At 72.7% G+C, this 20,459-nt stretch carries 19 protein-coding genes; 14 read left to right on the forward strand and 5 right to left on the reverse strand.

All coding sequences use genetic code 11. The annotated features are described in order from the left end of the window. Positions 1-164: 164 nt before the first annotated feature. Positions 165-1,118: a hypothetical protein gene (locus AB0I06_RS01085; RefSeq protein ID WP_363116607.1), complete on the reverse strand. Its 954-nt coding sequence runs from the start codon at positions 1,116-1,118 to the stop codon at positions 165-167. Positions 1,119-1,462: 344 nt separating this feature from the next. Here AB0I06_RS01085 and AB0I06_RS01090 point away from each other — a divergent pair, with 344 nt between their 5' ends. Continuing rightward, entirely contained in the window at positions 1,463-1,912 is a 450-nt protein-coding gene (locus AB0I06_RS01090) for a spore-associated protein (protein ID WP_363116608.1), read from the forward strand. A gap of 56 nt (positions 1,913-1,968) precedes the next feature. Here the strand turns inward: AB0I06_RS01090 and AB0I06_RS01095 are convergent, their stop codons facing one another. Next, positions 1,969-3,357 (reverse strand): glycoside hydrolase family 43 protein, encoded by a 1,389-nt coding sequence (locus tag AB0I06_RS01095; RefSeq protein ID WP_363116609.1) that lies wholly within the window; start codon positions 3,355-3,357, stop codon positions 1,969-1,971. A 238-nt stretch (positions 3,358-3,595) separates the two neighbouring features. On the opposite strand from AB0I06_RS01095, the gene AB0I06_RS01100 reads away from it, so the two are divergent. From AB0I06_RS01100 to AB0I06_RS01115, 4 genes are all read left to right on the forward strand, one after another. Continuing rightward, positions 3,596-5,047, forward strand: coding sequence for an amidase (locus AB0I06_RS01100; protein WP_363116610.1), 1,452 nt, complete (start codon positions 3,596-3,598; stop codon positions 5,045-5,047). A gap of 19 nt (positions 5,048-5,066) precedes the next feature. Then, a complete protein-coding gene (locus tag AB0I06_RS01105) occupies positions 5,067-5,285 on the forward strand; it encodes a hypothetical protein (protein ID WP_362238327.1) in 219 nt (72 codons plus the stop codon). Between the two features lie 135 nt (positions 5,286-5,420). Next, entirely contained in the window at positions 5,421-6,890 is a 1,470-nt protein-coding gene (locus AB0I06_RS01110; RefSeq protein WP_363116611.1) for an SPFH domain-containing protein, read from the forward strand. A gap of 107 nt (positions 6,891-6,997) precedes the next feature. Then, entirely contained in the window at positions 6,998-7,444 is a 447-nt protein-coding gene (locus AB0I06_RS01115) for a type II toxin-antitoxin system PemK/MazF family toxin (protein WP_363116612.1), read from the forward strand. Here AB0I06_RS01115 and AB0I06_RS01120 read toward each other — a convergent pair. Continuing rightward, positions 7,407-8,252, reverse strand: coding sequence for a TIGR02452 family protein (locus tag AB0I06_RS01120; protein ID WP_363116613.1), 846 nt, complete (start codon positions 8,250-8,252; stop codon positions 7,407-7,409). The genes AB0I06_RS01115 and AB0I06_RS01120 overlap by 38 nt on opposite strands. A 291-nt stretch (positions 8,253-8,543) precedes the next feature. Here AB0I06_RS01120 and egtA point away from each other — a divergent pair, with 291 nt between their 5' ends. From egtA to AB0I06_RS01145, 5 genes are all read left to right on the forward strand, one after another. Further along, positions 8,544-9,845 (forward strand): ergothioneine biosynthesis glutamate--cysteine ligase EgtA, encoded by a 1,302-nt coding sequence (gene egtA / locus AB0I06_RS01125; protein WP_363116614.1) that lies wholly within the window; start codon positions 8,544-8,546, stop codon positions 9,843-9,845. Continuing rightward, positions 9,842-11,179 (forward strand): ergothioneine biosynthesis protein EgtB, encoded by a 1,338-nt coding sequence (gene egtB / locus AB0I06_RS01130; protein ID WP_363116615.1) that lies wholly within the window; start codon positions 9,842-9,844, stop codon positions 11,177-11,179. The genes egtA and egtB overlap by 4 nt, the downstream gene beginning before the upstream one ends. Continuing rightward, positions 11,179-11,973 (forward strand): ergothioneine biosynthesis protein EgtC, encoded by a 795-nt coding sequence (gene egtC, locus AB0I06_RS01135; RefSeq protein ID WP_363116616.1) that lies wholly within the window; start codon positions 11,179-11,181, stop codon positions 11,971-11,973. The genes egtB and egtC overlap by 1 nt, the downstream gene beginning before the upstream one ends. After that, on the forward strand, positions 11,970-12,932 hold the full coding sequence (gene egtD / locus AB0I06_RS01140) for an L-histidine N(alpha)-methyltransferase (RefSeq protein WP_363116617.1): 963 nt from the start codon (positions 11,970-11,972) through the stop codon (positions 12,930-12,932). The genes egtC and egtD overlap by 4 nt, the downstream gene beginning before the upstream one ends. A gap of 128 nt (positions 12,933-13,060) precedes the next feature. Then, entirely contained in the window at positions 13,061-13,276 is a 216-nt protein-coding gene (locus AB0I06_RS01145; RefSeq protein WP_033307910.1) for a dodecin, read from the forward strand. 60 nt (positions 13,277-13,336) lie between these two features. Here the strand turns inward: AB0I06_RS01145 and AB0I06_RS01150 are convergent, their stop codons facing one another. Further along, the gene (locus AB0I06_RS01150) at positions 13,337-13,831 is read right to left on the reverse strand and encodes a hypothetical protein (RefSeq protein WP_363116618.1); all 495 of its coding nucleotides are present in this window, start codon (positions 13,829-13,831) and stop codon (positions 13,337-13,339) included. Between the two features lie 443 nt (positions 13,832-14,274). Here AB0I06_RS01150 and AB0I06_RS01155 point away from each other — a divergent pair, with 443 nt between their 5' ends. Both AB0I06_RS01155 and AB0I06_RS01160 read left to right on the forward strand, forming a co-directional pair. After that, complete coding sequence (locus AB0I06_RS01155; protein ID WP_363117009.1) at positions 14,275-14,643, forward strand: DUF485 domain-containing protein; 369 nt, start codon at positions 14,275-14,277, stop codon at positions 14,641-14,643. Beyond that, positions 14,637-16,232 (forward strand): cation acetate symporter, encoded by a 1,596-nt coding sequence (locus tag AB0I06_RS01160; protein WP_363116619.1) that lies wholly within the window; start codon positions 14,637-14,639, stop codon positions 16,230-16,232. Before AB0I06_RS01155 ends, AB0I06_RS01160 begins: the two co-directional genes overlap by 7 nt. Before the next feature lie 37 nt (positions 16,233-16,269). On the opposite strand, the gene AB0I06_RS01165 is transcribed toward AB0I06_RS01160, so the two are convergent. Further along, positions 16,270-16,980, reverse strand: coding sequence for a nucleotidyltransferase domain-containing protein (locus tag AB0I06_RS01165; RefSeq protein ID WP_363116620.1), 711 nt, complete (start codon positions 16,978-16,980; stop codon positions 16,270-16,272). A gap of 132 nt (positions 16,981-17,112) precedes the next feature. Here AB0I06_RS01165 and AB0I06_RS01170 point away from each other — a divergent pair, with 132 nt between their 5' ends. Next, positions 17,113-18,099, forward strand: coding sequence for an LLM class flavin-dependent oxidoreductase (locus AB0I06_RS01170; RefSeq protein WP_363116621.1), 987 nt, complete (start codon positions 17,113-17,115; stop codon positions 18,097-18,099). A gap of 11 nt (positions 18,100-18,110) precedes the next feature. After that, positions 18,111-20,456 (forward strand): excinuclease ABC subunit UvrA, encoded by a 2,346-nt coding sequence (locus AB0I06_RS01175; RefSeq protein WP_363116622.1) that lies wholly within the window; start codon positions 18,111-18,113, stop codon positions 20,454-20,456. Positions 20,457-20,459: the final 3 nt, after the last annotated feature.

The raw sequence follows: 20,459 nt of genomic DNA on the forward strand, positions 1-20,459 counted from the left end.
GACGGCGCCGACGCCGGCAATCTCTGTCACGCCGAACGTGGCGTCGTGGTTCCACTGTTCACAGAGTGCCGGCCGTCCGGGCGGGTGATCGCCTGGGATGGGGGGATTCGGGCAGGGGAGGGCGGGGCTGTGCGCGGCCACCGGACGCCGGTGGCCGCATCCGGTCAGCCGAGGCAGATGACGAGCAGGCAGAGTTCCTTCGACCCGGAGTCGGAGGTGGAGGCCGCGGGCGGTTCGGCCGCCGCGGGCGGGGGCGTCGAGGGGGCCGTCGGCTGCTGGGCGTCCGAACCGGTTCCGGCGGCCGGCGCTGCCGTCGGCTCGGTGGCCGTCGAACCCGAAGAGCCGGACGAGCCGGACGAACCTGACGAGCCGGACGAGCCGGACGAGCCGGCCGAACCGGCGTTGCCGGTGACGGTGTCGACGGTGTCGACGGTGTCCGGGACGGTCCTGCGCTGCGACGGGGTCGTCAACCGCAGTTCGCGGGGCGCGGCGGCCGCGTCCGTGTGGGTGTCCGTCGGGGTGGTGCGGGGGTCGGCGGCCCGGGACTGCTGGTGGCGCGAGGCGCGGTCGGTGTGCTGCGTGGCGCGCGGGGAGTCGTGCCGGCTCGACGTCGGCTCGGTGTAGGTGGGCGCCTCTCCCGCGGCGCCGCCCATGGCGGTGTCCTCGGGCGTCGCGGCCGCCTGCACGCCGGGCTTGGCGTTGCCGTTCATCGCGGCGACGGTCAGGCCGCCTCCGACGAGCGCGACCGCCGTCGCGACCACGGCCCGGCGCTGGTTCTTCTTCCAGCGGGCCATCTGACGGCGCCGGGCCGCCCGTCCCTCCGGGCGTGCCTCATAGCCCTCGGTGGTGCCGGTCTCCACCGAGGCGTCCTCCTCCGGAAAGCCGGAACCGGCGGCGGGGGCCTCCCTCGGCGGCGGGATCTCGTCCCATCCCGTCCCGTCGTGTCCGCTCTCGGTGGCCGGGTACTCCCAGGCCGGTTCCGCGGAGGCCAGGACGGGCGCGGGGGCGGGGACCGGGCGGTTGAAGGCGGAGGGGTCGATGTCCGGGGCGTAGGCGCCGCACCCCGGGCAGACCAGGGCGCCGTTGAGGTGCCGACGGCACGAGGAGCAGTAGTCCATGTGTGGTTTTCCCGATCTGGCTGTTCCGGCGGCTCGCCGGCCGCGCCTGGTCACGTTCGCACGTGGGATCGAGCCGTAACGCTAACGAGACTTTGAAAGGGCCGTGTGCAGCCTGTGTGACACCCCTGCACAGATCCTCTGGATCTCGCGTGTGCCTTCGGCGGCCCATGAGTAGAACCCGCGACATCCGGGGAAGCTCGGGCACCCACCGCCAGGACCGCGCCCTCGGCACACGCCTTCCCCAACTGCCCTGATTTTCCTGCGAACTGACGCACAACCCTTTGGGCACCCCGCGGGTCACACCATGCAGGAGCAACCACCTCGAAGAGTTGCAAGGGGGAAATATGCGATTCACCCGTTCCGTCCTGGCCGCGTCCGCTGTGGCGGCACTGTCCGTGGGAACGATGACCGCCCTGGCGTCGCCGGCCTCGGCCGCGCCCAACACCACCCCGCAGAAGGTCTGCGGCAGCGGCTACAAGACGGTCAACTCGGCGACCGTCGGCTCGTTGGGGACCGTCTACCTGACCTACAACGCCTCCAACGGCAAGAACTGTGTGACGACCATCCGCAACAACCCGGGCACGGCCGTGAGCATGTCCGCCTGGGTCTCCGTCCCGGACACCGAGGAAAGCGACTACGACGAGGGCGTCTTCACGTCGTACGCCGGACCGACCTACGCCTATGGCAAGGGCCACTGCGTGGACTGGGGCGGCAGCATCGCCAACACGTACGTGCAGGTGTACGGCTCCAACTGCGGCTCCCTGAAGGAGCACCGGGTCACCTTCACCCGCTGACCCCCTCCGGCCGGGCCCCACGGGTGACCGTGGGGCCCGGCTTCCGCGTGCCGTCGTTACGCCCAGGCCGTCGCCGGAACGAACGAGCTGTCCTGCCGGAACAGATCCGTTCCGTCGGAGCGCTCCGCGCGCAGCTGATAGGCGTAATGGCGCAGGTAGTACCCCGGGTAGTTGTACGACTCGAAGCGGACCGAACCCGAGGAGGCGCCGGCTCGCAGGAGGAACGTGGCGTCCTTGGCGAAGGTGCTCGTGCCGTCGTTCGGGTCGAAGCGGGCGCGGAAGTCCCAGTGGCGCAGGTAGTTCCCGGCCGCGTCGCGGAAGGAGAGGCCGCTGCCGTCGGCGAGGCCGGCGACGACCGTGAAGGTGGCGGCCTGCTTGTCGGCGGTGCTGCTGGAGGCGCTCACCACGGGCAGGTTGAGCAGGGAGGACTGCTGCTCCCAGTAACGGGTCGAGTAGTTGGCCGAGCGGAAGGAGCGCGTGACGTTGCGCGCCAGGCTCGGACCGCCCGTGACGGTCTCCTTGACGACCGTGAAGTGCCGTGCGGTGCCGGAGATCGCGGGCAGCGCGGCGGCAGCCGACCAGGTGGCGAAGGTGTCGTAGCTGTCGCTGTAGTAGTAGTTCCCGTCACCGTAGCCGTCGAAGAACATCCGCCAGCCGCCGTTGTCGAGCTGCACCAGCGCCGGTCCCTCGCGGTAGCTGCCCCAGCCCGCCCAGTCACCCGTCCGGCGGATCGTGTACGGGCCGGCGAGGTTCGAGGCGGTGGCGTACTCGATGTACTTCGTCGTCTCGTTCTTCGGGAAGGCGTGGTACGTGGAGCCGATCTTCACGATGAACGTGTCGATGTGGTTGGCGCCGATGCCGGCCAGGGCGACCGGTGAACTCCACGCCGTCAGCGCCGAGTTCGTGGCCCTGAGCAGATACGGCGTGAAGATCCACTCGTCGTTCACGGTGGAGCAGGAGACGATGATGTGCACGCTGCCGTCACTGTCGACGAACCACTCGGGCGCCCAGGCGCGGGACAGGCCCGCGACGGGGACGGTGTAGTCGTACAGGAACGTCCAGTTGACGCGGTCGGAGCTGCGGGCGAAACCGATGGTCGTGCTGGGGTCCTGCCAGGTGTGCGTGGTGTAGGTGAGGTAGTAGAAGCCGTCGGTGTGTCTGATGACGCTGGCGTCGCGGATCCGGTTCGCGGGCGGGGTGTACGCCGAGGAGCGCAGCAGCCGGAAGTCGGTGGCGTCGTCGGACTGGTAGACGTTGACGGTGCCGTCGTTGCTGTCGAGGAACGGCACGATGGTGTAGCGGGTGGCCGAGCCGTTGGGGGGTGCGGCGGCCAGGGCGGTGCCGAGCAGCCCGGGGGTTTCGCCGAGCAGGACCGCCGAGGCGGGCACGGCGGCCAGGGCACGCAGCAGCGTGCGGCGGGACGGGGCGGCGGGGCGTGGGATCACGGGCGACTCTCCCTGGAACACCGAGGTTCGATATATCGAACCAGGTTCGGCAACTCGATCAGAAGTGGGGCTCAGAAGGTAAGGGCGGCGCGGAGGTGCGTCAATGGTTTGAACAGGTGCCGATGTGCCCAGTGAGGAGGAAGTGGCCCATGGGTGAACTTCCACTCCCTCGTCGGCGTTCCCCCACCGGCCACCGGACGTTACCGTTCGGTAGACAAGCCGCTTCCGGAGGTGTCCGATGACGCTCGACCGTTGCGAAGGCCTGGCGGAGACCGCCCGTGCGCTGGCCGCCGGGGAGGTGACGTCGCGGGCGCTGGTCGAGCGGACGCTGGCGCGGATCGAAGCGACGCAGCCCGGTCTCAACGCCTTCCGTGTCATCCGCTCCGAGGCCGCGCTCGCCGAGGCCGACGCCGCCGACCGTGAACTGGCCGCGGCCGCGGACCGGGGTACGGCCGCGCACCGCGCGCACCGGCCGCTGCTCGGCGTTCCGGTGGCGGTGAAGGACGACATGGACGTGGCCGGTGAGCCGACCGCGTTCGGCTGCTGCGGGGAGTTCCCAAAGGTCGCCGAGGACGGTGAGGCGGTGCGGCGGCTGCGCGCGGCCGGTGCCGTGATCATCGGCAAGACCAACACCTGCGAGTTCGGGCAGTGGCCCTTCACCGAGGGACCCGCCTTCGGCGCCACCCGCAACCCGTGGAGCACGGACCACACCCCGGGCGGTTCCTCGGGCGGCTCGGCCGCCGCGGTCGCCGCCGGGCTCGTGCCCGCCGCACTCGGCTCGGACGGCGCCGGATCGGTGCGCATCCCGGCCGCCTGGACGCATCTGGTCGGCATCAAGCCGCAGCGCGGCCGGGTCTCGACCTGGCCGCGCGGTGAGTCCTTCCAGGGCATCACCGTCAACGGCACCCTGGCCCGCAGTGTGGCCGACGCGGCCCTGTTGCTGGACGCGGCGAGCGGCAACCACCCGCAGGACCCGCACCGGCCCCCGCCGGTCGACGTGTCCGGGGCCGTCGGCCGCGACCCCGGGCGGCTGCGCATCGCGCTCTCCCTCAAGCCCCCGTTCACGGCGGTGCCCGCCCGGCTCCTGCCCGAGGTGCGCACCCGGGTGGTCGAACTGGCCGAGCGGCTCGCCGCGTCGGGGCACTTCGTCGAGGAGGCGGACCCGCCGTACGGGCAGATCGGGCTGACCTTCGTGCCGCGTGCCACGGCCGGGATCGCCGAGCGCGTGGGCGAGGCGCCCTTCCCGGCGTTGCTGGACCGGCGCACCCTGGGCGCGGCGCGGCTGGGACGGCTGCTCGGCGGAGCCCCGCTGCGGGCGGCCCGGCGCGCGGAGAGCGTGCTGCACCGGCGGATCGGCGGGTTCTTCACCTCCTACGACGTCGTTCTCGCGCCCACCACCGCCGCTCCCCCGCCCCGGATCGGGGCCCTGCTCGAACTGAGCGGCTTCGCCACCGACCGGGCGATGATCGCCGCCTGCCCCTACGCCTGGCCGTGGAACGTGCTGGGCTGGCCCGGGGTCAACGTGCCCGCCGGTTTCACGCCGGACGGACTGCCGGTCGGCGCGCAGTTGCTGGGCCCGGCGAACAGCGAGCCGCTCCTGGTGCAGGTGGCCGCGCAGTTGGAGGCGGAGCTGCGCTGGGCCGACATGTGGCCGTCGCCGCCGGTCACGGCACGTTCCGCCGCCGCCTGAGCGACCGTACGCTGGTCTCATGGCGGACGCGTCGATGGTCGGGCTCATGGGGCGGGTCACCGGAACGATCGGGCCCGGGCTGGTCGGCGAGGTGATCGTCCGGGTGCGCGGCGGTGCCGAGCACTTCCTCGCCCACCCGGCCTCGGCGGCGGACCGGATCGAGACGGGCACGGTGGTGATGGTGGTCGAGTACCTGCCGCCGAGAACCGTCTACGTCACGCCGGCGTACGACAGTTGAGCCCCCTGCGACGCAGGTGAGAGCCGTACGCGTCAAGCTTGTGCCAAGGATGCGCCGGTGTCTGTACCCGGGCTCCGGGCAGGAGCACACTCCCCTTCGTTCGGTGCCGAGAGGGCACCAGGCAAAGGGGGGCGAATGCCGATGGTCGTCGGCGTCGTCGCGGGGGTGGCGGTTGCCGCCGTCCTCGCGCTGATCGGTCTGTTCAAGCTCATGTGGCGGGTCGCCGAACCCAACGAGGCACTGATCATCTCGGGGTCCAAGCACCGTACGGAGGGCATCGAGGAGGGCATGGGGTTCCGCATCGTCACCGGACGCGGGACGCTGGTGATGCCCGGCGTGCAGGCGGTGCGCAAGCTCTCGCTCGATCTGAACGAGACCGAACTCCAGGTGGACTGCGTGACCCACCAGGGCATCCCGCTGAAGGTGCGGGGCGTGGTCATCTTCAAGGTGGGCGACGACTTCGTGTCGATCGCGAACGCGGCCCGCCGCTTCCTCGACCAGCAGAAGCTGATGTCGGAGCGGGTGCACAACGTCTTCGCCGGTCATCTGCGCTCCATCGTGGGCGGGTTGACGGTCGAGGACATGATCCGGGACCGGGAGAAGCTCACCGGTCAGACGCGGGCCGCGTGCGGCACCGAGATGGAGAAGCTGGGCCTGATCGTGGACTCGCTGCAGATCCACGAGATCGAGGACCCGACCGGGTACATCCAGAACCTCGCCATGCCGCACGCGGCGGCCGTGCAGCGCGACGCGCGGATCGCTCAGGCGGAGGCCAACCGGCTGGCCACCGAGGCCGAGCAGCAGTCGTTCGCGCGGATGGCCGAGGCCACCCGGGACAGCGAGATCCTCCAGGCCGGCTATCAGGCCGAGCGCGACAAGGCGGCCGCGAAGGCCCGGCAGGCCGGACCGCTCGCCGAAGCCGGCGCCCGGCAGGAGGTCGTCGTCCAGGAGACGCGGGTGGCGGAGCTGGAGGCGCACCGGCGCGAGCAGCAACTCCAGGCGGACGTGCGCAAACCCGCCGACGCGGCGGCCTACGAGACGCGCACCCTGGCCGAGGCCGACCGTGACGCGCGGATCTCCTCGGCCCAGGCGCAGGCGAAGGAGACGGAACTGGCGGCGGCGGCCGAGGCGACCCGGGTCAAGACGGCCGCGGGCGCCGAGGCCGAGGCCACCAAGGCCCGGGGCGAGGCGGCCGCGCAGGCGACCCGCGCCACCGGTGAGGCCGAGGCCGCGGCGGCGCAGGCGCGGGGCCTGGCCGAAGCCGAGGCGGCCAGGGCCAAGGGCCTCGCGGAGGCGGAGGCCATCAAGGCCCGCGCCGCCGCCCTGGCCGAGAACCAGGAGGCCGTCGTCGCCCAGCAACTCGCCGAGAACTGGCCGGAGATCGTGAAGGCCGGCGCGTCCGCCTTCGGCAATGTCGACAACATGGTGCTGCTCAACGGCGCCGACGGCATGGCGGACCTGTTCGCCAAGGCCCTGACCATGGGCGGCACGGGGCTGGGCCTGGCCCGTCAGCTGCTCGCGTCGATGGATCACAAGGGGCAGGCACCGCAGGGCGCCTCGTCCCTCAACGGGCAGCCACAGAAGGTGCCGCTGGACGACAGGTGACCCGGGCGGCTCCACCCCTTCCCTGCGACGGGCGGAACCGGAAGGTGCCGTCGGACGGAAAGTGACCCGGGCGGCGTGCGCACGGAGGCAGCCTCTAGGGTGCCCCCGTGAGCACGCCTACCGATGACAACGTCCCCGGCCGTCACGGCCCCTCCGCCACCGTCCAGGCCGACCCCCGCGAGGTGGGCCCGGTGCGGACGGAGTACTCCCCCGCGCACGACGGCGACCCCGACCCGGGGGAGATCGTCTGGACGTGGGTGCCCTACGAGGAGAACGACGGGCGGGGCAAGGACCGCCCGGTACTGGTGGTCGCCCGCGAGGCCGGCGGCACCTTCCTGGCCGTGCAGCTGTCCAGCAAGCAGCACGACGACGACCGGGAGTGGGTGGGGATCGGCAGCGGACCGTGGGACCGGTCGGGCCGGTTCTCGTGGGTCTCCGTGGAGCGGGTGCTGCGCCTGCACGAGGACGGCATGCGCCGGGAGGCCTGCGCCCTGGACCGCATGCGGTTCAACCGGGTCAGGCGCCGCCTTCAGGAACGCTACGGCTGGAGCTGAACGCCTCCTCGAAGGCGCCCAGCACCGCACGGTCCCGCGTCCGGTCCAGGATTGCGAACACCACGTGCTCGAAGGCCTGTGCGAAGCGGCCGCCGGGTGCGAGCAGTGCCCGGAAGGCCTCCGCCACCTGGGCGGGGTCGTTGCGGAACACCCCGCAGCCCCAGGCGCCCAGGACGAGCGCGCGGTAGCCGTGGGCCGCGGCGGTCTCCAGGACGCGTTCGGCCCGGGACGCGAGGGCTCGCGGCAGTTCGGCGGCCCGCTCGGGCGCCGTGCGCAGCACCACGCCCGCGTTGGGTGCCGGCGAGGTCAGGAATCCGGCGGTGTACGGCTCGGCCAGCAGCGCGCCCCGGTCGTCACGGAAGACGGGCACGGCCGGTGAGTGGATGACACGGTCCGTGTAGAACGGGTCGCGGTGGGCCCGGTGGTGGTCGTAGAAGTCCCGGGCCCGCAGGAGGCAGGTGTACAGCGCGGAGGCCCGGCACAGGGCTTCCTCCTGGGCCTGGGCGCCGTTCAGATAGCCGCCGCCGGGGTTGCGGGCGGAGGCGAAGTTGAGCACGGCCACGTGACCGCCGAGCCGGCGGGCCGCCTCAAGGCTGCTCTCGCCCGTGACCTCGACCAGCGTCTTTCCCGCCCCTGTCACCCGATCGGCGGGCACCGGCACCGGTTCAGGACCGTACAGGCGGGTTCCCTCGCGCGCCGCCCGCAGTTCCGCGGCGATGGCGACCTCCCGGCCGTCCGGAGCCCGGTAGGCCCCGGCCGCGACGATCTGCTCGGTCTGCTGCGCGATACCGCGCAGGCGCGCGCTCACGGCGCCACCCCCGTCCGCGCCGTGACCGCGCGCCGCGCGGCCGGTCTTGTCGTGCTCACGCAGGCATCGTGGGCGATGCCGCGTCCCGGGTGCAACCGGGTTTTCGCCACGGGAGAACGCCCGGGAAAGTGCCTGGAAACTCCGGGGCGGGCCGGGTGACGGCCCGGGAACGCCCCGCTTCGCCCTCTTGTGCCGAGCGGCGTGAGCGTCTTGGGTGGATCGGGTGGTCCCGGCCCGGGCCTCCGAAGTGCCCGGACCGGTGGCATGGTGGAATCTCAGGAGGATCCCGACATGTCCGATTCGGTAGGTGGCTGTACCCGGCCACGCACCTCATTGTCCGAAGCCGAGGTCGAGGCACTCGTCCGCGGCATCTGCTTCAAGACCGGCCCACCGCGCCGCCTCGGTGTCGAGGTGGAATGGCTCGTTCACGAGCTGCGCGAACCGCAGCTCCCCGTCACGACCGAACGACTCGAAGCGGCCTACACGGCACTGCGGCCGCTGCCCCTGAGGTCGGCGCTCACCGTGGAACCCGGCGGCCAGCTGGAGCTGAGCTCGCCCCCCGCCGCCTCACTGACGGAACTCATCGACACCGTCTCCGCCGACCTCGACGCCGTCCGCGCGGTCCTGCGCCGCGACGACCTCGCCCTCGTCGGCATCGGCCACGATCCCTGGCACGAACCCCGCCGGTTCCTTCGCGAACCGCGCTACGACGCCATGGAGAGGTGCCTGGACCGCACGGGCCCCGCCGGCCGCGCCATGATGTGCGCCTCCGCCTCCGTGCAGGTGTGCCTGGACGCCGGCCACGCGGAGCCCGGGCCGCAGGGCCTGGTGCGGCGCTGGTGGCTGGCCCACCAGCTGGGCGCGGTGCTGGTCGCCGCGTTCGCCAACTCCCCGCTCGCCGGGCACCGGCCGACCGGCTGGCTGTCCACCCGGCAGCTGGCGTGGACCCGGATCGGCGCCGGCCGGGCGGGCGGACCGCGGCTGGACACCGACCCGCGCGGCGCCTGGGCCCGGCACGTGCTGGACTCCCCCGTGATGTGCGTACGGCGGGACGGCGGGCCCTGGGACGTCCCCGAGGACCTCACCTTCCGCGACTGGATCCGCACGGGCGCCCCCCGGCCGCCCACCCGGGAGGACCTCGACTACCACGTCACGACGCTGTTCCCGCCGGTCAGGCCGCGCGGCCATCTGGAGCTGCGCATGATCGACGCGCAGCCCGGCGACGACGGCTGGATCGTGCCGCTCGCCGTGACGGCGGCCCTGTTCGAGGACCCGGAGGCCACCGAGACCGCCTACCGGGCCGTGAAGCCGCTGGCCGAACGGACGCTGGGGCAGGCCGCACCGCACAATCCGCTGTGGCTGGACGCGGCCCGCAGCGGCCTGGCCGACGCGGAACTGCGCGAGGTGGCCGTCACCTGCTTCACGACCGCGCTCGACGCCCTGCCCCGGCTCGGCGCCGCACCGGAGGTCGTCGAGGCCGTCACGGCCTATCTGGACCGCTATGTCGTCCTGGGCCGCTGCCCCGCCGACGACCTGCTCGACCGACAGCGCGGCACGGACGGTCGCGCCCACGGGAAGGACTTCCGCCGATGACCGACACCGAGCCCGCCGTCGACGCCGGCGCCGTCGACCCCGAGACGCTCCGCGCGCGGGCGGTCGCCTCCCTCGTCGTGGCCCGCGAGCGCACCACCCTGCTGACGGGCTGCGTCGAGGACCCCGACCTGACCGCGCAGCACTCGCCGCTGATGTCGCCGCTGGTGTGGGACCTGGCGCACATCGGCAACCAGGAGGAGCAGTGGCTGCTGCGGGCCGTCGCCGGGCACGAGGCGATACGCCCGGAGATCGACGGCCTCTACGACGCCTTCGAGCACCCGCGCGCGGAACGGCCGAAGCTGCCCCTGCTGTCGCCGGCCGAGGCCCGCGCGTACGCGGCCGACGTGCGCGGAAGGGCACTGGACGTGCTGGAGCGGCAGGCGTTCCACGGGACGCGGCTGACGGAGGCAGGGTTCGTCTTCGGGATGATCGCGCAGCACGAACAGCAGCACGACGAGACGATGCTGATCACCCATCAGCTGCGTACCGGCCCGCAGGCCCTGACCGCGCCCGACCCGGATCCGGTGCCGCTGTTCACCGGTCCGTCCGAAGTCCTGGTCCCGGGCGGCCCGTTCACGATGGGCACCTCCGACGAGCCGTGGGCCCTGGACAACGAACGCCCCGCGCACCGGCGTGAGGTGGCGCCCTTCCGCATCGACACCACCCCGGTGACGAACGGCGCCTACCAGGCCTTCATCGAGGACGGCGGTTACGACAACCCGCGCTGGTGGGCGCCCGACGGCTGGGCACACATCCACAAGCACGGCATCGACGCTCCGCTGTTCTGGCGGCGGGACGGCAAGCAGTTCCTCAGGCGCCGTTTCGGCGTCACCGAGGTCGTCCCGCCCGACGAGCCGGTGCTGCACGTGTGCTGGTACGAGGCCGACGCCTACGCCCGCTGGGCGGGGCGCCGGCTGCCCACGGAGGCCGAGTGGGAGAAGGCGGCCCGGCACGACCCGGCCGGTGACCGCTCGATGCGCTATCCGTGGGGCGACGCCGACCCGGGGCCCGAACACGCCAACCTCGGTCAGCGGCATCTGCGTCCAGCACCCGCCGGGAGCTATCCGGCCGGTGAGTCGCCGCTCGGCGTGCGCCAGTTGATCGGCGACGTGTGGGAGTGGACGGCGAGCGACTTCCTGCCGTACCCGGGGTTCAAGGCGTTCCCGTACAAGGAGTACTCGGAGGTCTTCTTCGGACCCGAGTACAAGGTGCTGCGCGGTGGTTCGTTCGCCGTGGACGCGGTGGCCTGCCGGGGCACCTTCCGCAACTGGGACTATCCGATCCGCCGGCAGATCTTCTCCGGATTCCGCACGGCCCGGTCGGAGGACGTCTGATGTGCCGTCATGTGGCGTACGTCGGGCCCGAGGAGCGGCTGGGCCGGCTCCTCGTGGAGCCGCCGCACGCGCTGTACCGGCAGTCGTGGGCGCCCCGGCACCAGCGGTACGGGACGGTCAACGCGGACGGTTTCGGGGTGGGCTGGTACGCGCAGGGCGATCCGGTGCCGGCCCGTTACCGCCGGGCGGGCCCGATCTGGGCGGACCTGTCGTTCGCCGATCTCGCCCGGGTCGTGCGGTCCACCGCGCTCCTTGGCGCGGTGCGGGACGCGACCCTGTCGGGCGCGGACGCGGAGGCCGCCGCGGCCCCGTTCGCCGCGGGGACCTGGCTGTTCAGCCACAACGGCGCGGTCAGGGGCTGGCCGGGCTCGCTGGCGACCGTGTCCCGGACGCTGCCGCACGAGGACCTGCTGTCACTGGAGGCCCGCAACGACTCGGCCCTCGTGTGGGCCCTGGTGCTGGCGCGGCTGCGGAGCGGCGACGAGGAGAGCCAGGCGATGGCCGACACGGTCCTGGAGGTCGCCGCCGCGGCCCCCGGCTCCAGGCTCAACCTCCTGCTCACCAACGGCGAGACCATCACCGCGACCGCCTGGGGCGACGCCCTGTGGTACCTCACCCGGCCCGGCGGCGGCACCGTCGTGGCCTCCGAACCCTACGACGACGATCCGCACTGGCGGGAGGTCCCCGACCGGACCCTGCTCGTGGCGAGCCGCACCGACGTGCTGCTCACGCCGCTGAAGGAGCCGGCCGACGACGTCATGCCCTCCCCCTCGCCGAAGGAGTCCCGTACGTGAGCCCGTTCCACCTCACCCGCACCCTGCCCGAGGACGCCACGGACGCCGCGCTGCGCGCCGACGTCCACCGGGGCCTGACCGGCCGCCCCAAGACCCTGCCGCCGAAGTGGTTCTACGACGCGCACGGCAGCGACCTGTTCGAGAAGATCACCGAACTGCCCGAGTACTACCCGACGCGCGCCGAGCGGGAGATCCTCCTCGCGCACTCCGGCGACATCGCGGCGGCCACCCGGGCGCGCACCCTGATCGAGCTCGGCTCCGGCTCCTCGGAGAAGACGAGGCACCTGCTCGACGCCCTCACCGAGCTGCGCACCTACGTCCCGGTCGACGTCAGCGGGAGCGCCCTCACCCAGGCCGGGCAGGCGCTCGCCGCCGAGCGGCCGGGGCTCGACGTGCACGCGCTGATCGCCGACTTCACCGCGGAGCTGACCCTGCCGGACACGCCGGGCCCCCGGCTGGTGGCGTTCCTCGGCGGCACCGTCGGCAATCTGCTGCCCGCCGAGCGCGCCGCGTTCCTGGCGTCCGTACGCGCCCTGCTCGCCCCGGGCGACGCCCTGCTGCTGGGCACGGACCTGGTCAAGGACGAGGAGGTGCTGGTCCGGGCGTACGACGACGGGGCCGGGGTGACGGCCGCGTTCAACAAGAACGTCCTGACCGTGATCAACCGGGAGCTGGGAGCCGACTTCGAACCCGCCGCGTTCGACCATGTGGCGCTGTGGGACGCCGGGCACGAATGGATCGAGATGCGGCTGCGTTCCCGCACGGCGCAGACCGTCAAGGTGCCGGCGCTGGACCTCGCCGTCGACTTCGCCGCGGGCGAGGAGATGCGGACCGAGGTGTCGGCCAAGTTCCGGCAGGAGGGCGTACGCGGTGAACTGTCCGCGGCGGGGCTGGAGCTGGCCCACTGGTGGACGGACGGCGCGGGCCGGTTCGCGCTGTCGCTGAGCGTGGCGCGCTGACACCGGGGAACCCGGGGGCGGCGGTGACGGCGGGAGACGACGTCTCGCGCTTCGCCGCCGCTTGGGGCACGGTGGAATGACGCGTGACACTCCCGTCACAGGAACGTCATGGGAAGAGGAGCAGCGGCATGTCGAACCACACCTACCGGGTCACGGAGATCGTCGGCACCTCACCGGACGGCGTCGACCAGGCCATCCGCAACGGCATCGACCGGGCCTCGCAGACGCTGCGCAACCTGGACTGGTTCGAGGTGACGCAGGTGCGCGGTCAGCTGGAGGACGGGCAGATCGCGCACTGGCAGGTGGGCCTCAAGGTGGGCTTCCGCCTCGACGAGTCGGAGTAGACGGCCGCGGGCGGGCCCTGATCCCGTCACCGGTCCCGCTCCGGCGGGGCGGTGACGGTCTCAGGTCCGCCCTTCCCGCTCCTGCGCCGCCCTCAGCTGCGCGGACCGGGTCACCCAGTCGGCCCGCACGACGGTGAAACCCGCGCGCCGGGCGTCCGCGCAGACCAGTTCGTCGTCGTCCACCAGGACGCGGATCTCGCGGGTGCGGGCCAGCCGCCGCAGCACGGCCAGCTTCGTGAAGCGGGCGGGCCGCCGGTCGGCGTCCCCGCGCATGTACACGGGTCCTTCGGGCAGTCCCTGGGCGGCGAGCCAGTCCAGCGTGTCCCGCCGGCAGCGCTCGGGCCGCCCGGTGAGGTAGACGATCTCGCACGCGCGCGCGTGCTCCTCGACCAGCGCGATGCCCTCCGGGATCGGCGGGTCCTGCGGCGCCGCGGAGAAGAAGCCGTCCCAGTCCTTCGGCCTGCGTTCCAGGAACGTCTGCCGGTGCGCGGTGTCGGCGAGGGTGTTGTCCAGGTCGAACACGGCCAGCGGGGCCCTGCTGCGGTCGTCACTCACGCCGCCCAGCCTAAGCGCATTCGGGACGGACGGGGCCGGGAATTGGTCCGTACTTGTCACCGGGGGCGTGAACGCGCCATGGGCGGTGGGTAATTCGACTTTCCAGTTGATGACTCAAGCACAGCACTGCCATACTCCGCTTCCAGCCTCGCCACCACCGTGGCCGGGGCCGTTCGGGGACTCACACCGCACCCCGAGGCCGTCCACGTGAATCCGGACAGGGAGTTTCCCGGATTCACGAACCCCCCACAGAGCCCGCACCCCACCGCGCGTCCGGCGTCTGTTCACCCTGCCCGAAAACCGGACGCGTCCACCGACCCGGCAGGGTCGAGTGCGGGGCACGATGCAGCGAAGAAGGTGCGCCTGTGCCCGAATTCCCACCGCGGCGGGATGACACTCCGACATTCCCGCCACCGCACGTCGAACAAACTCCGCCGGCTCGCATATCCGACCATCCCGAATTTCAGTCCCTGCGTCGTGCGCAGCGTCGATTCGGCCTCCGGGCGACGATCGTGTCCGTCGGTGGATTCCTGCTGTATGTGGTGCTGTCGAGTTTTGTGCCCGGGGTGATGAACCAGCCGTTGTCCGGCCGCCTCACCGTCGGACTCGCCCTCGGTCTGGGGCAGTTCGTCGTCATGGGCGTGACGGCGTGGTGCTACGCCCGGTACATGCGCGCCCGGGTCGATCCGCTCGCCCGCGGCCTGAGGTCCCGGCTGCACGAGACCGAGAGCCGCCGGGCCCGGTCGGCGGGAGTCCCGCGGGGCACCGGGCAGCCGCTCCCGCACGGGACGAGGGGGTTCCGCACGTGGTGACCGCCGCCGCCATCGACGGCGGCAGCCTGCGGCTGACGTTCGTCCTGTTTCTCACCGTGGTCGTGATCACCCTGTTCACGGCCCTGCTGACGGCGCCGCAGCGAGACGAGATCAGCGAGTTCTACCTCGGCAACCGCGCCATGTCCCCGCTGCGCAACGGTCTGGCCATGTGCGGCGACTACCTGTCCGCCGCCACCCTGCTCGGCAGCACCGGCCTCGTGGCCCTCACCGGCTACGACGGACTGATGTACCTCGGCGGCACCACCGTCGCCTGGATGACGGTGCTGCTGCTGATCGCCGAACCCCTGCACCGCACGGGCAGATTCACCCTCGGAGACACCGTGGCCCTGCGCCTGCCGCGGCGGCAGCGGCCGGTCCGGGTGGCGCTCGCGGTCTGCATCCTGGCCATCGCCACTCTCTACCTGGTCGCCCAACTCGTGGGCAGTGTCGCCCTGTTGACCCAGTTCACCGGTGTACCGAGCGGCACCACCCGCACCCTGTGCGTGGTCGTGATCGGCGTCTTCGTGATCCTGTACGCCTCGCTCGGCGGCATGCCCGGCGCGACGGTCATCCAGATCATCAAGGCCGTGATGCTGGTGGTGGGCGTGCTGTTCACCGCGGGCTGGGTGCTGCACCACTTCGACTGGAACCCCGACCTGCTGCTGGAGCGGGCCGCCGAGCGCAGCGGCTCGGGCCCGGGCTTCCTCGAACCCGGGCTGCGCTACGGCGGCACTGTCAGCGACAAGCTGGACTTCCTCAGCCTTGAACTGGCCATCGTCCTCGGCCTCGCCGCCCTGCCGCACGTGCTGATGCGGCTGCTCACCCCGCGCGACAGCGGCGTCCTGCGCTCGTCGGTGCTGTGGGCCGTCGGCCTGGTGGGCGCGGTCTGCTTCGGGGCCGGCATCATGGGCCTCGGCGCCACCGCGCTGCTCGGCCGGGACACCATCGAGAGCACGGACCGCACGGGCAACGCCTCGGTGCTGCTGCTCGCCCACGAGCTGGGCGGCAGCCTCCTCACGGCGCTGCTGACCTGTCTGGCGTATCTGACGCTGCTGGCCGTGGCGGTCGGTCTCACCCTGGCCGCGGCCTCCTCCCTCGCGCACGACCTGTACAGCGAGGTGATCCGCAAGGGCAGGGCGAGCGAGACCGAGGAGCTGACCGTGGCCCGGCTGTCCGGAGCGGTCATCGGCGTCCTCGGGATCCTGCTGGCGCTCGTCGCCTGGGGGGCGAACACCGCCACGCTCGCCTTCCTGGCCTTCGCCATCGCGGCGTCCGCGATCCTGCCGACGATCGTCTACACCCTGTTCTGGCGGCGCTTCTCGGCGAAGGGAGCCCTGCTCAGCCTCTACGGCGGACTGCTCTGCTCGGTCCTGCTGACCGTGTTCTCCCCCGTCGTCTCCTCGGCCCGGGGGTCGTTCTACCCGGAGGCCGACTTCGCCTGGTTCCCGCTCCAGAACCCCGGCATCGTCTCCATCCCCGTGGGCTTCCTGCTGGGCTGGCTCGGCACGGCGCTGGACAAGGACCCGGGCGAGGACGCCGCCGCTCATGAGGAGTTCGAGGTGCGGATGCTCGTGGGCACCGGCGACTGACCCTCCACTGCCGCCCGTCGAGGAGGCGTGCGGAACGCTACGCGCTGAGGGCCGGGCGCTCCGCCTGGGCGTAGAAGTGCGCCCGGACCCGGCGCAGCCACGCCTCGACGGGCGCCTCGACGGGCTCGCCCGGCAGCGCCGTGGGGCCCTCGTCGAAGGCGGCCTCGTAGTGCCTGAGCAGGGGCAGCGCGGCCGACGGGTCGGCGGCGACGCGCTCACCGAAGGCGTGGTACTCCTCCGGGTTCTCGACCCGGATCATCAACCGCCCGGTGGTGTACAGCTGAAGACCCTGCTCGCACAGCCGCTTGAGGTGCCGGGCGTGCTTCGCGGTGCGCCCCCGGGTGTCCGCGGAGAACGCACCGTCGCCGCGGGCCTCCAGCCGCCGGAACTGCTGGGTGGCGTAGCCGAGGTAGGCGTCCCTGACCCGCTTGGCGCTCAGGAACGCCGTGCGGATGCCGATGAGCTCGTCGCCGAGCGGGGTGCGCACCTCGTACAGGTCGTCGGGGAGCCACACCAGCTCCATCGCGGTCGGATTGCCGCCCAGGGCCAGCCGGCACCACTTGGCGGCCTCGTGCAGGGTGCGGTCCGGCGCGGTGCTGACATGGGACTCCTTCGGCCGGCGCAGCCCGTGCAGCTCCTCGGTCGGCGCGGCGAAGAGGCCGAGCCGGTCGATGTCCGAGCCGGGGCGTGCGAGGCCGTAGGCGGTCGATCCGACGATGCCGGAGAGCAGGACGTTGGGGACGGTCACGGTCGGCCGCCTTTCGCTACGGGACACCCGACATTGTCCTGACGTGCCGGGACGCGGTCACCCGGTTTTCCGGCGGTGGCCGCCGCGCCCGACGGCGGAATACCGGCGGCCCCGTCCGGCGTAGAACCTCGTATGGAACCCGTGCGCCTGTCCGTCCTCGACCGCTCCCGCACCCGCGAGGGGCACACCCACCCCGAGGCGCTGCGCGACACCGTGCGGCTGGCGCAGGAGCTGGAGCGGCTCGGATACCACCGGTTCTGGGTCTCGGAGCACCACGGGGTGCCCGGGGTGGCGGGTTCCGCGCCGACCGTGCTGGCCGCCGCCGTCGCGGGCGCGACCCGCACGATCCGGGTCGGCACCGGCGGGGTGATGCTGCCCAACCACCGTCCGCTGGTCGTGGCCGAGCAGTTCGGGGTGCTGGAGTCGCTGTTCCCCGGCCGGATCGACATGGGTCTCGGCCGGTCCGTCGGATTCACGGACGGGGTGCGCAGGGCCCTGGGCCGCGACAAGGGCGACGCCGAGGACTTCGAGGTGCAGCTCGGGGAGCTGCTCGGCTGGTTCCGGGGCACCTCGCCCACGGGAGTCCACGCGCGGCCCGCCGAGGGCCTGAGCGTGCCGCCGTTCGTCCTGGCCATGGGCGAGGGCGCCGGCATCGCCGCGCGGGCCGGGCTGCCGATGGTGATCGGGGACCTCAGGAACCGGGAGAGGATACGGCGCGGGATCGACCACTACCGCGACCTGTTCCGCCCCTCCCCCTGGGCGGCGGAGCCCTACGTCGTCGTCTCCGGCACCATCGCCGTGGCCGCCACCCCCGAGGAGGCCCGGCGGCTGCTGATCCCCGAGGCCTGGTCCATGGCGTACTCCCGCACCCACGGCACCTTCCCGCCGCTGCCGCCCGCCGAGCGCGTGGCGGCGCGCGCGATGACGGAGAAGGAGCGCGGCTTGTACGAGTCCGGCCTGACCGGGCACATCGCCGGCACCGAGGAGCAGGTCGCGCACGAGCTGGAGACGGTGCTGAAGGAGACGGGCGCGCAGGAGGTACTCGTCACGACCAGCACGTACGACCGCGAGGCCCTGCTGGACTCCTACCGTCGGCTGGCCGCGATCACCTCCGGTTAGAGTCGTCTTCCATGCACGACCGCGACCCCCATGACCCGTTCGTCCGCGTGCGCGGAGCCCGCGAGCACAACCTCCAGGGCGTCGACGTCGACATCCCCCGGGACGTCCTGGCCGTGTTCACCGGCGTGTCCGGCTCGGGCAAGTCGTCGCTGGCATTCGGCACGATCTACGCGGAGGCCCAGCGCCGCTACTTCGAGTCGGTCGCGCCCTACGCGCGGCGGCTGATCCACCAGATCGGCGCGCCGAAGGTCGGGGAGATCACCGGTCTGCCGCCGGCCGTCTCGCTCCAGCAGCGCCGCGCGGCACCCACCTCGCGCTCCTCCGTGGGGACGGTCACCAACCTCTCGAACTCCCTGCGGATGCTGTTCTCCCGGGCCGGCACCTACCCGCCCGGCGCCGAGCGGCTCGACTCCGACTCCTTCTCGCCCAACACGGCGGTGGGGGCCTGCCCGGAGTGCCACGGGCTCGGGCGGGTGCACCGTACGAGCGAGGAGCTGCTGGTGCCGGACCCGTCGCTGTCGATCCGCGACGGCGCGATCGCCGCGTGGCCGGGAGCCTGGCAGGGCAAGAACCTGCGGGACATCCTCGACGCGCTCGGCCACGACGTGGACCGGCCCTGGCGGGAGCTGCCCCCCGACGAGCGGGAGTGGATCCTGTTCACGGACGAGCAGCCGGTCGTCACCGTGCACCCGGTGCGGGACGCCGACCGCATCCAGCGGCCCTATCAGGGCACGTACATGAGCGCCCACCGGTATGTGATGAAGACGTTCTCGGACTCGAAGAGCCCGGCCCTGCGGGCGAAGGCCGAGCGGTTCCTGACCAGCGCGCCCTGCCCGGCGTGCGGGGGCAGCCGGCTGCGTCCCGAGGCGCTGGCGGTGACGTTCGGCGGCCGGACCATCGCCGAGCTGGCGGCGGTGCCGCTGGTGGAGCTGGCGGCCGGTCTCGACGCGCGGTCCGAGGCCGCCCGGGTGCTCACCGACGACCTGAGGTCGCGCATCGCGCCGGTCGTCGAGCTGGGGCTCGGCTACCTCAGTCTCGACCGCCCCACCCCCACCCTCTCGGCGGGCGAGCTCCAGCGCCTGCGCCTGGCCACGCAGCTGCGCTCCGGCCTGTTCGGCGTCGTCTACGTCCTGGACGAGCCGTCGGCCGGACTGCATCCGGCGGACACCGAGGCCCTGCTCACGGTGCTGGAGCGGCTGAAGGCGTCCGGGAACTCGGTGTTCGTGGTGGAGCACCACCTGGACGTGATGCGCGGCGCGGACTGGCTGGTGGACGTGGGCCCGGACGCCGGCGAGCACGGGGGCCGGGTGCTGCACAGCGGCCCGGTGGCCGGCCTGGCGGGCGTCGCGGAGTCGGCGACTGCGCGCTACCTGTTCGACCGCTCCCCCGCCCCGGCCCGGGCGGTACGCGAGGCGGCCGGGTGGCTGAAGACCGGCCCGGTCTCCCGTCACAACCTGCGCGGGGTGAGGGCCGCGTTCCCGCTCGGGGTGTTCACCGCGGTCACGGGGGTGTCGGGCTCGGGCAAGTCCACGCTCATCGGCGAGATCACGCAGGACACCCCCGGGGTGGGCCGGCTGGTCTCGGTCGACCAGAAGCCGATCGGGCGCACCCCGCGCTCGAACCTCGCCACCTACACGGGCCTGTTCGACGTCGTACGCAAGGTGTTCGCGGCCACCGAGGGGGCCCGCGCACGCGGTTACGGGGTCGGGCGGTTCTCCTTCAACGTGGCGGGCGGTCGCTGTGAGACCTGCCAGGGCGAGGGGTTCGTCAGCGTGGAGCTGCTGTTCCTGCCCAGCACGTACGCGCCCTGCCCGGACTGCGGAGGGGCCCGCTACAACCCGCAGACCCTGGAGGTGGCGTACCGGGGTCGGACCATCGCGCAGGTGCTGGATCTGACGGTGGAGAGCGCGGCGGAGTTCTTCGCGGACACCCCGGCCGTGGCGCGCAGCCTCGGCGCCCTGCTCGACGTGGGTCTGGGCTACCTGCGTCTCGGCCAGCCCGCGACGGAGCTCTCCGGCGGGGAGGCCCAGCGCATCAAGCTGGCGAGCGAACTGCAACGCGGCCGGCGCGGCCACACCCTCTACCTCCTTGACGAGCCCACGACCGGTCTCCACCCGGCCGACGTCGACGTCCTGATGCGGCAGTTGCACGGCCTCGTCGACGCGGGCCACACGGTGATCGTCGTGGAGCACGACATGTCGGTCGTGGCGCGCGCGGACTGGGTGATCGATCTCGGGCCGGGCGGCGGTGACGAGGGCGGGCGGATCGTGGCGGCGGGACCGCCCGCGGAGGTGGCGCGCGCCGCGCAGAGCCGGACGGCTCCGTATCTGGCGCGCGCCCTCACCGGCTCCCGCTGAGGG

Origin of the sequence: Streptomyces sp. NPDC050674 (genome assembly GCF_040654575.1) — a bacterium.
Classification (GTDB): Bacteria; Actinomycetota; Actinomycetes; order Streptomycetales; family Streptomycetaceae; genus Streptomyces.

Bases quoted from the DNA above. Each gene is read 5' to 3' on its own strand.
- egtA (WP_363116614.1), top strand. From the start codon at position 8,544: ATGTCCGATTCGGTAGGTGGCTGTACCCGGCCACGCACCTCATTGTCC.
- AB0I06_RS01175 (WP_363116622.1), top strand. From the start codon at position 18,111: ATGCACGACCGCGACCCCCATGACCCGTTCGTCCGCGTGCGCGGAGCC.
- AB0I06_RS01145 (WP_033307910.1), top strand. From the start codon at position 13,061: ATGTCGAACCACACCTACCGGGTCACGGAGATCGTCGGCACCTCACCG.
- AB0I06_RS01105 (WP_362238327.1), top strand. From the start codon at position 5,067: ATGGCGGACGCGTCGATGGTCGGGCTCATGGGGCGGGTCACCGGAACG.
- AB0I06_RS01170 (WP_363116621.1), top strand. From the start codon at position 17,113: ATGGAACCCGTGCGCCTGTCCGTCCTCGACCGCTCCCGCACCCGCGAG.
- egtB (WP_363116615.1), top strand. From the start codon at position 9,842: ATGACCGACACCGAGCCCGCCGTCGACGCCGGCGCCGTCGACCCCGAG.
- AB0I06_RS01110 (WP_363116611.1), top strand. From the start codon at position 5,421: ATGCCGATGGTCGTCGGCGTCGTCGCGGGGGTGGCGGTTGCCGCCGTC.
- AB0I06_RS01100 (WP_363116610.1), top strand. From the start codon at position 3,596: ATGACGCTCGACCGTTGCGAAGGCCTGGCGGAGACCGCCCGTGCGCTG.
- AB0I06_RS01085 (WP_363116607.1), bottom strand. From the start codon at position 1,118: ATGGACTACTGCTCCTCGTGCCGTCGGCACCTCAACGGCGCCCTGGTC.
- AB0I06_RS01090 (WP_363116608.1), top strand. From the start codon at position 1,463: ATGCGATTCACCCGTTCCGTCCTGGCCGCGTCCGCTGTGGCGGCACTG.
- egtC (WP_363116616.1), top strand. From the start codon at position 11,179: ATGTGCCGTCATGTGGCGTACGTCGGGCCCGAGGAGCGGCTGGGCCGG.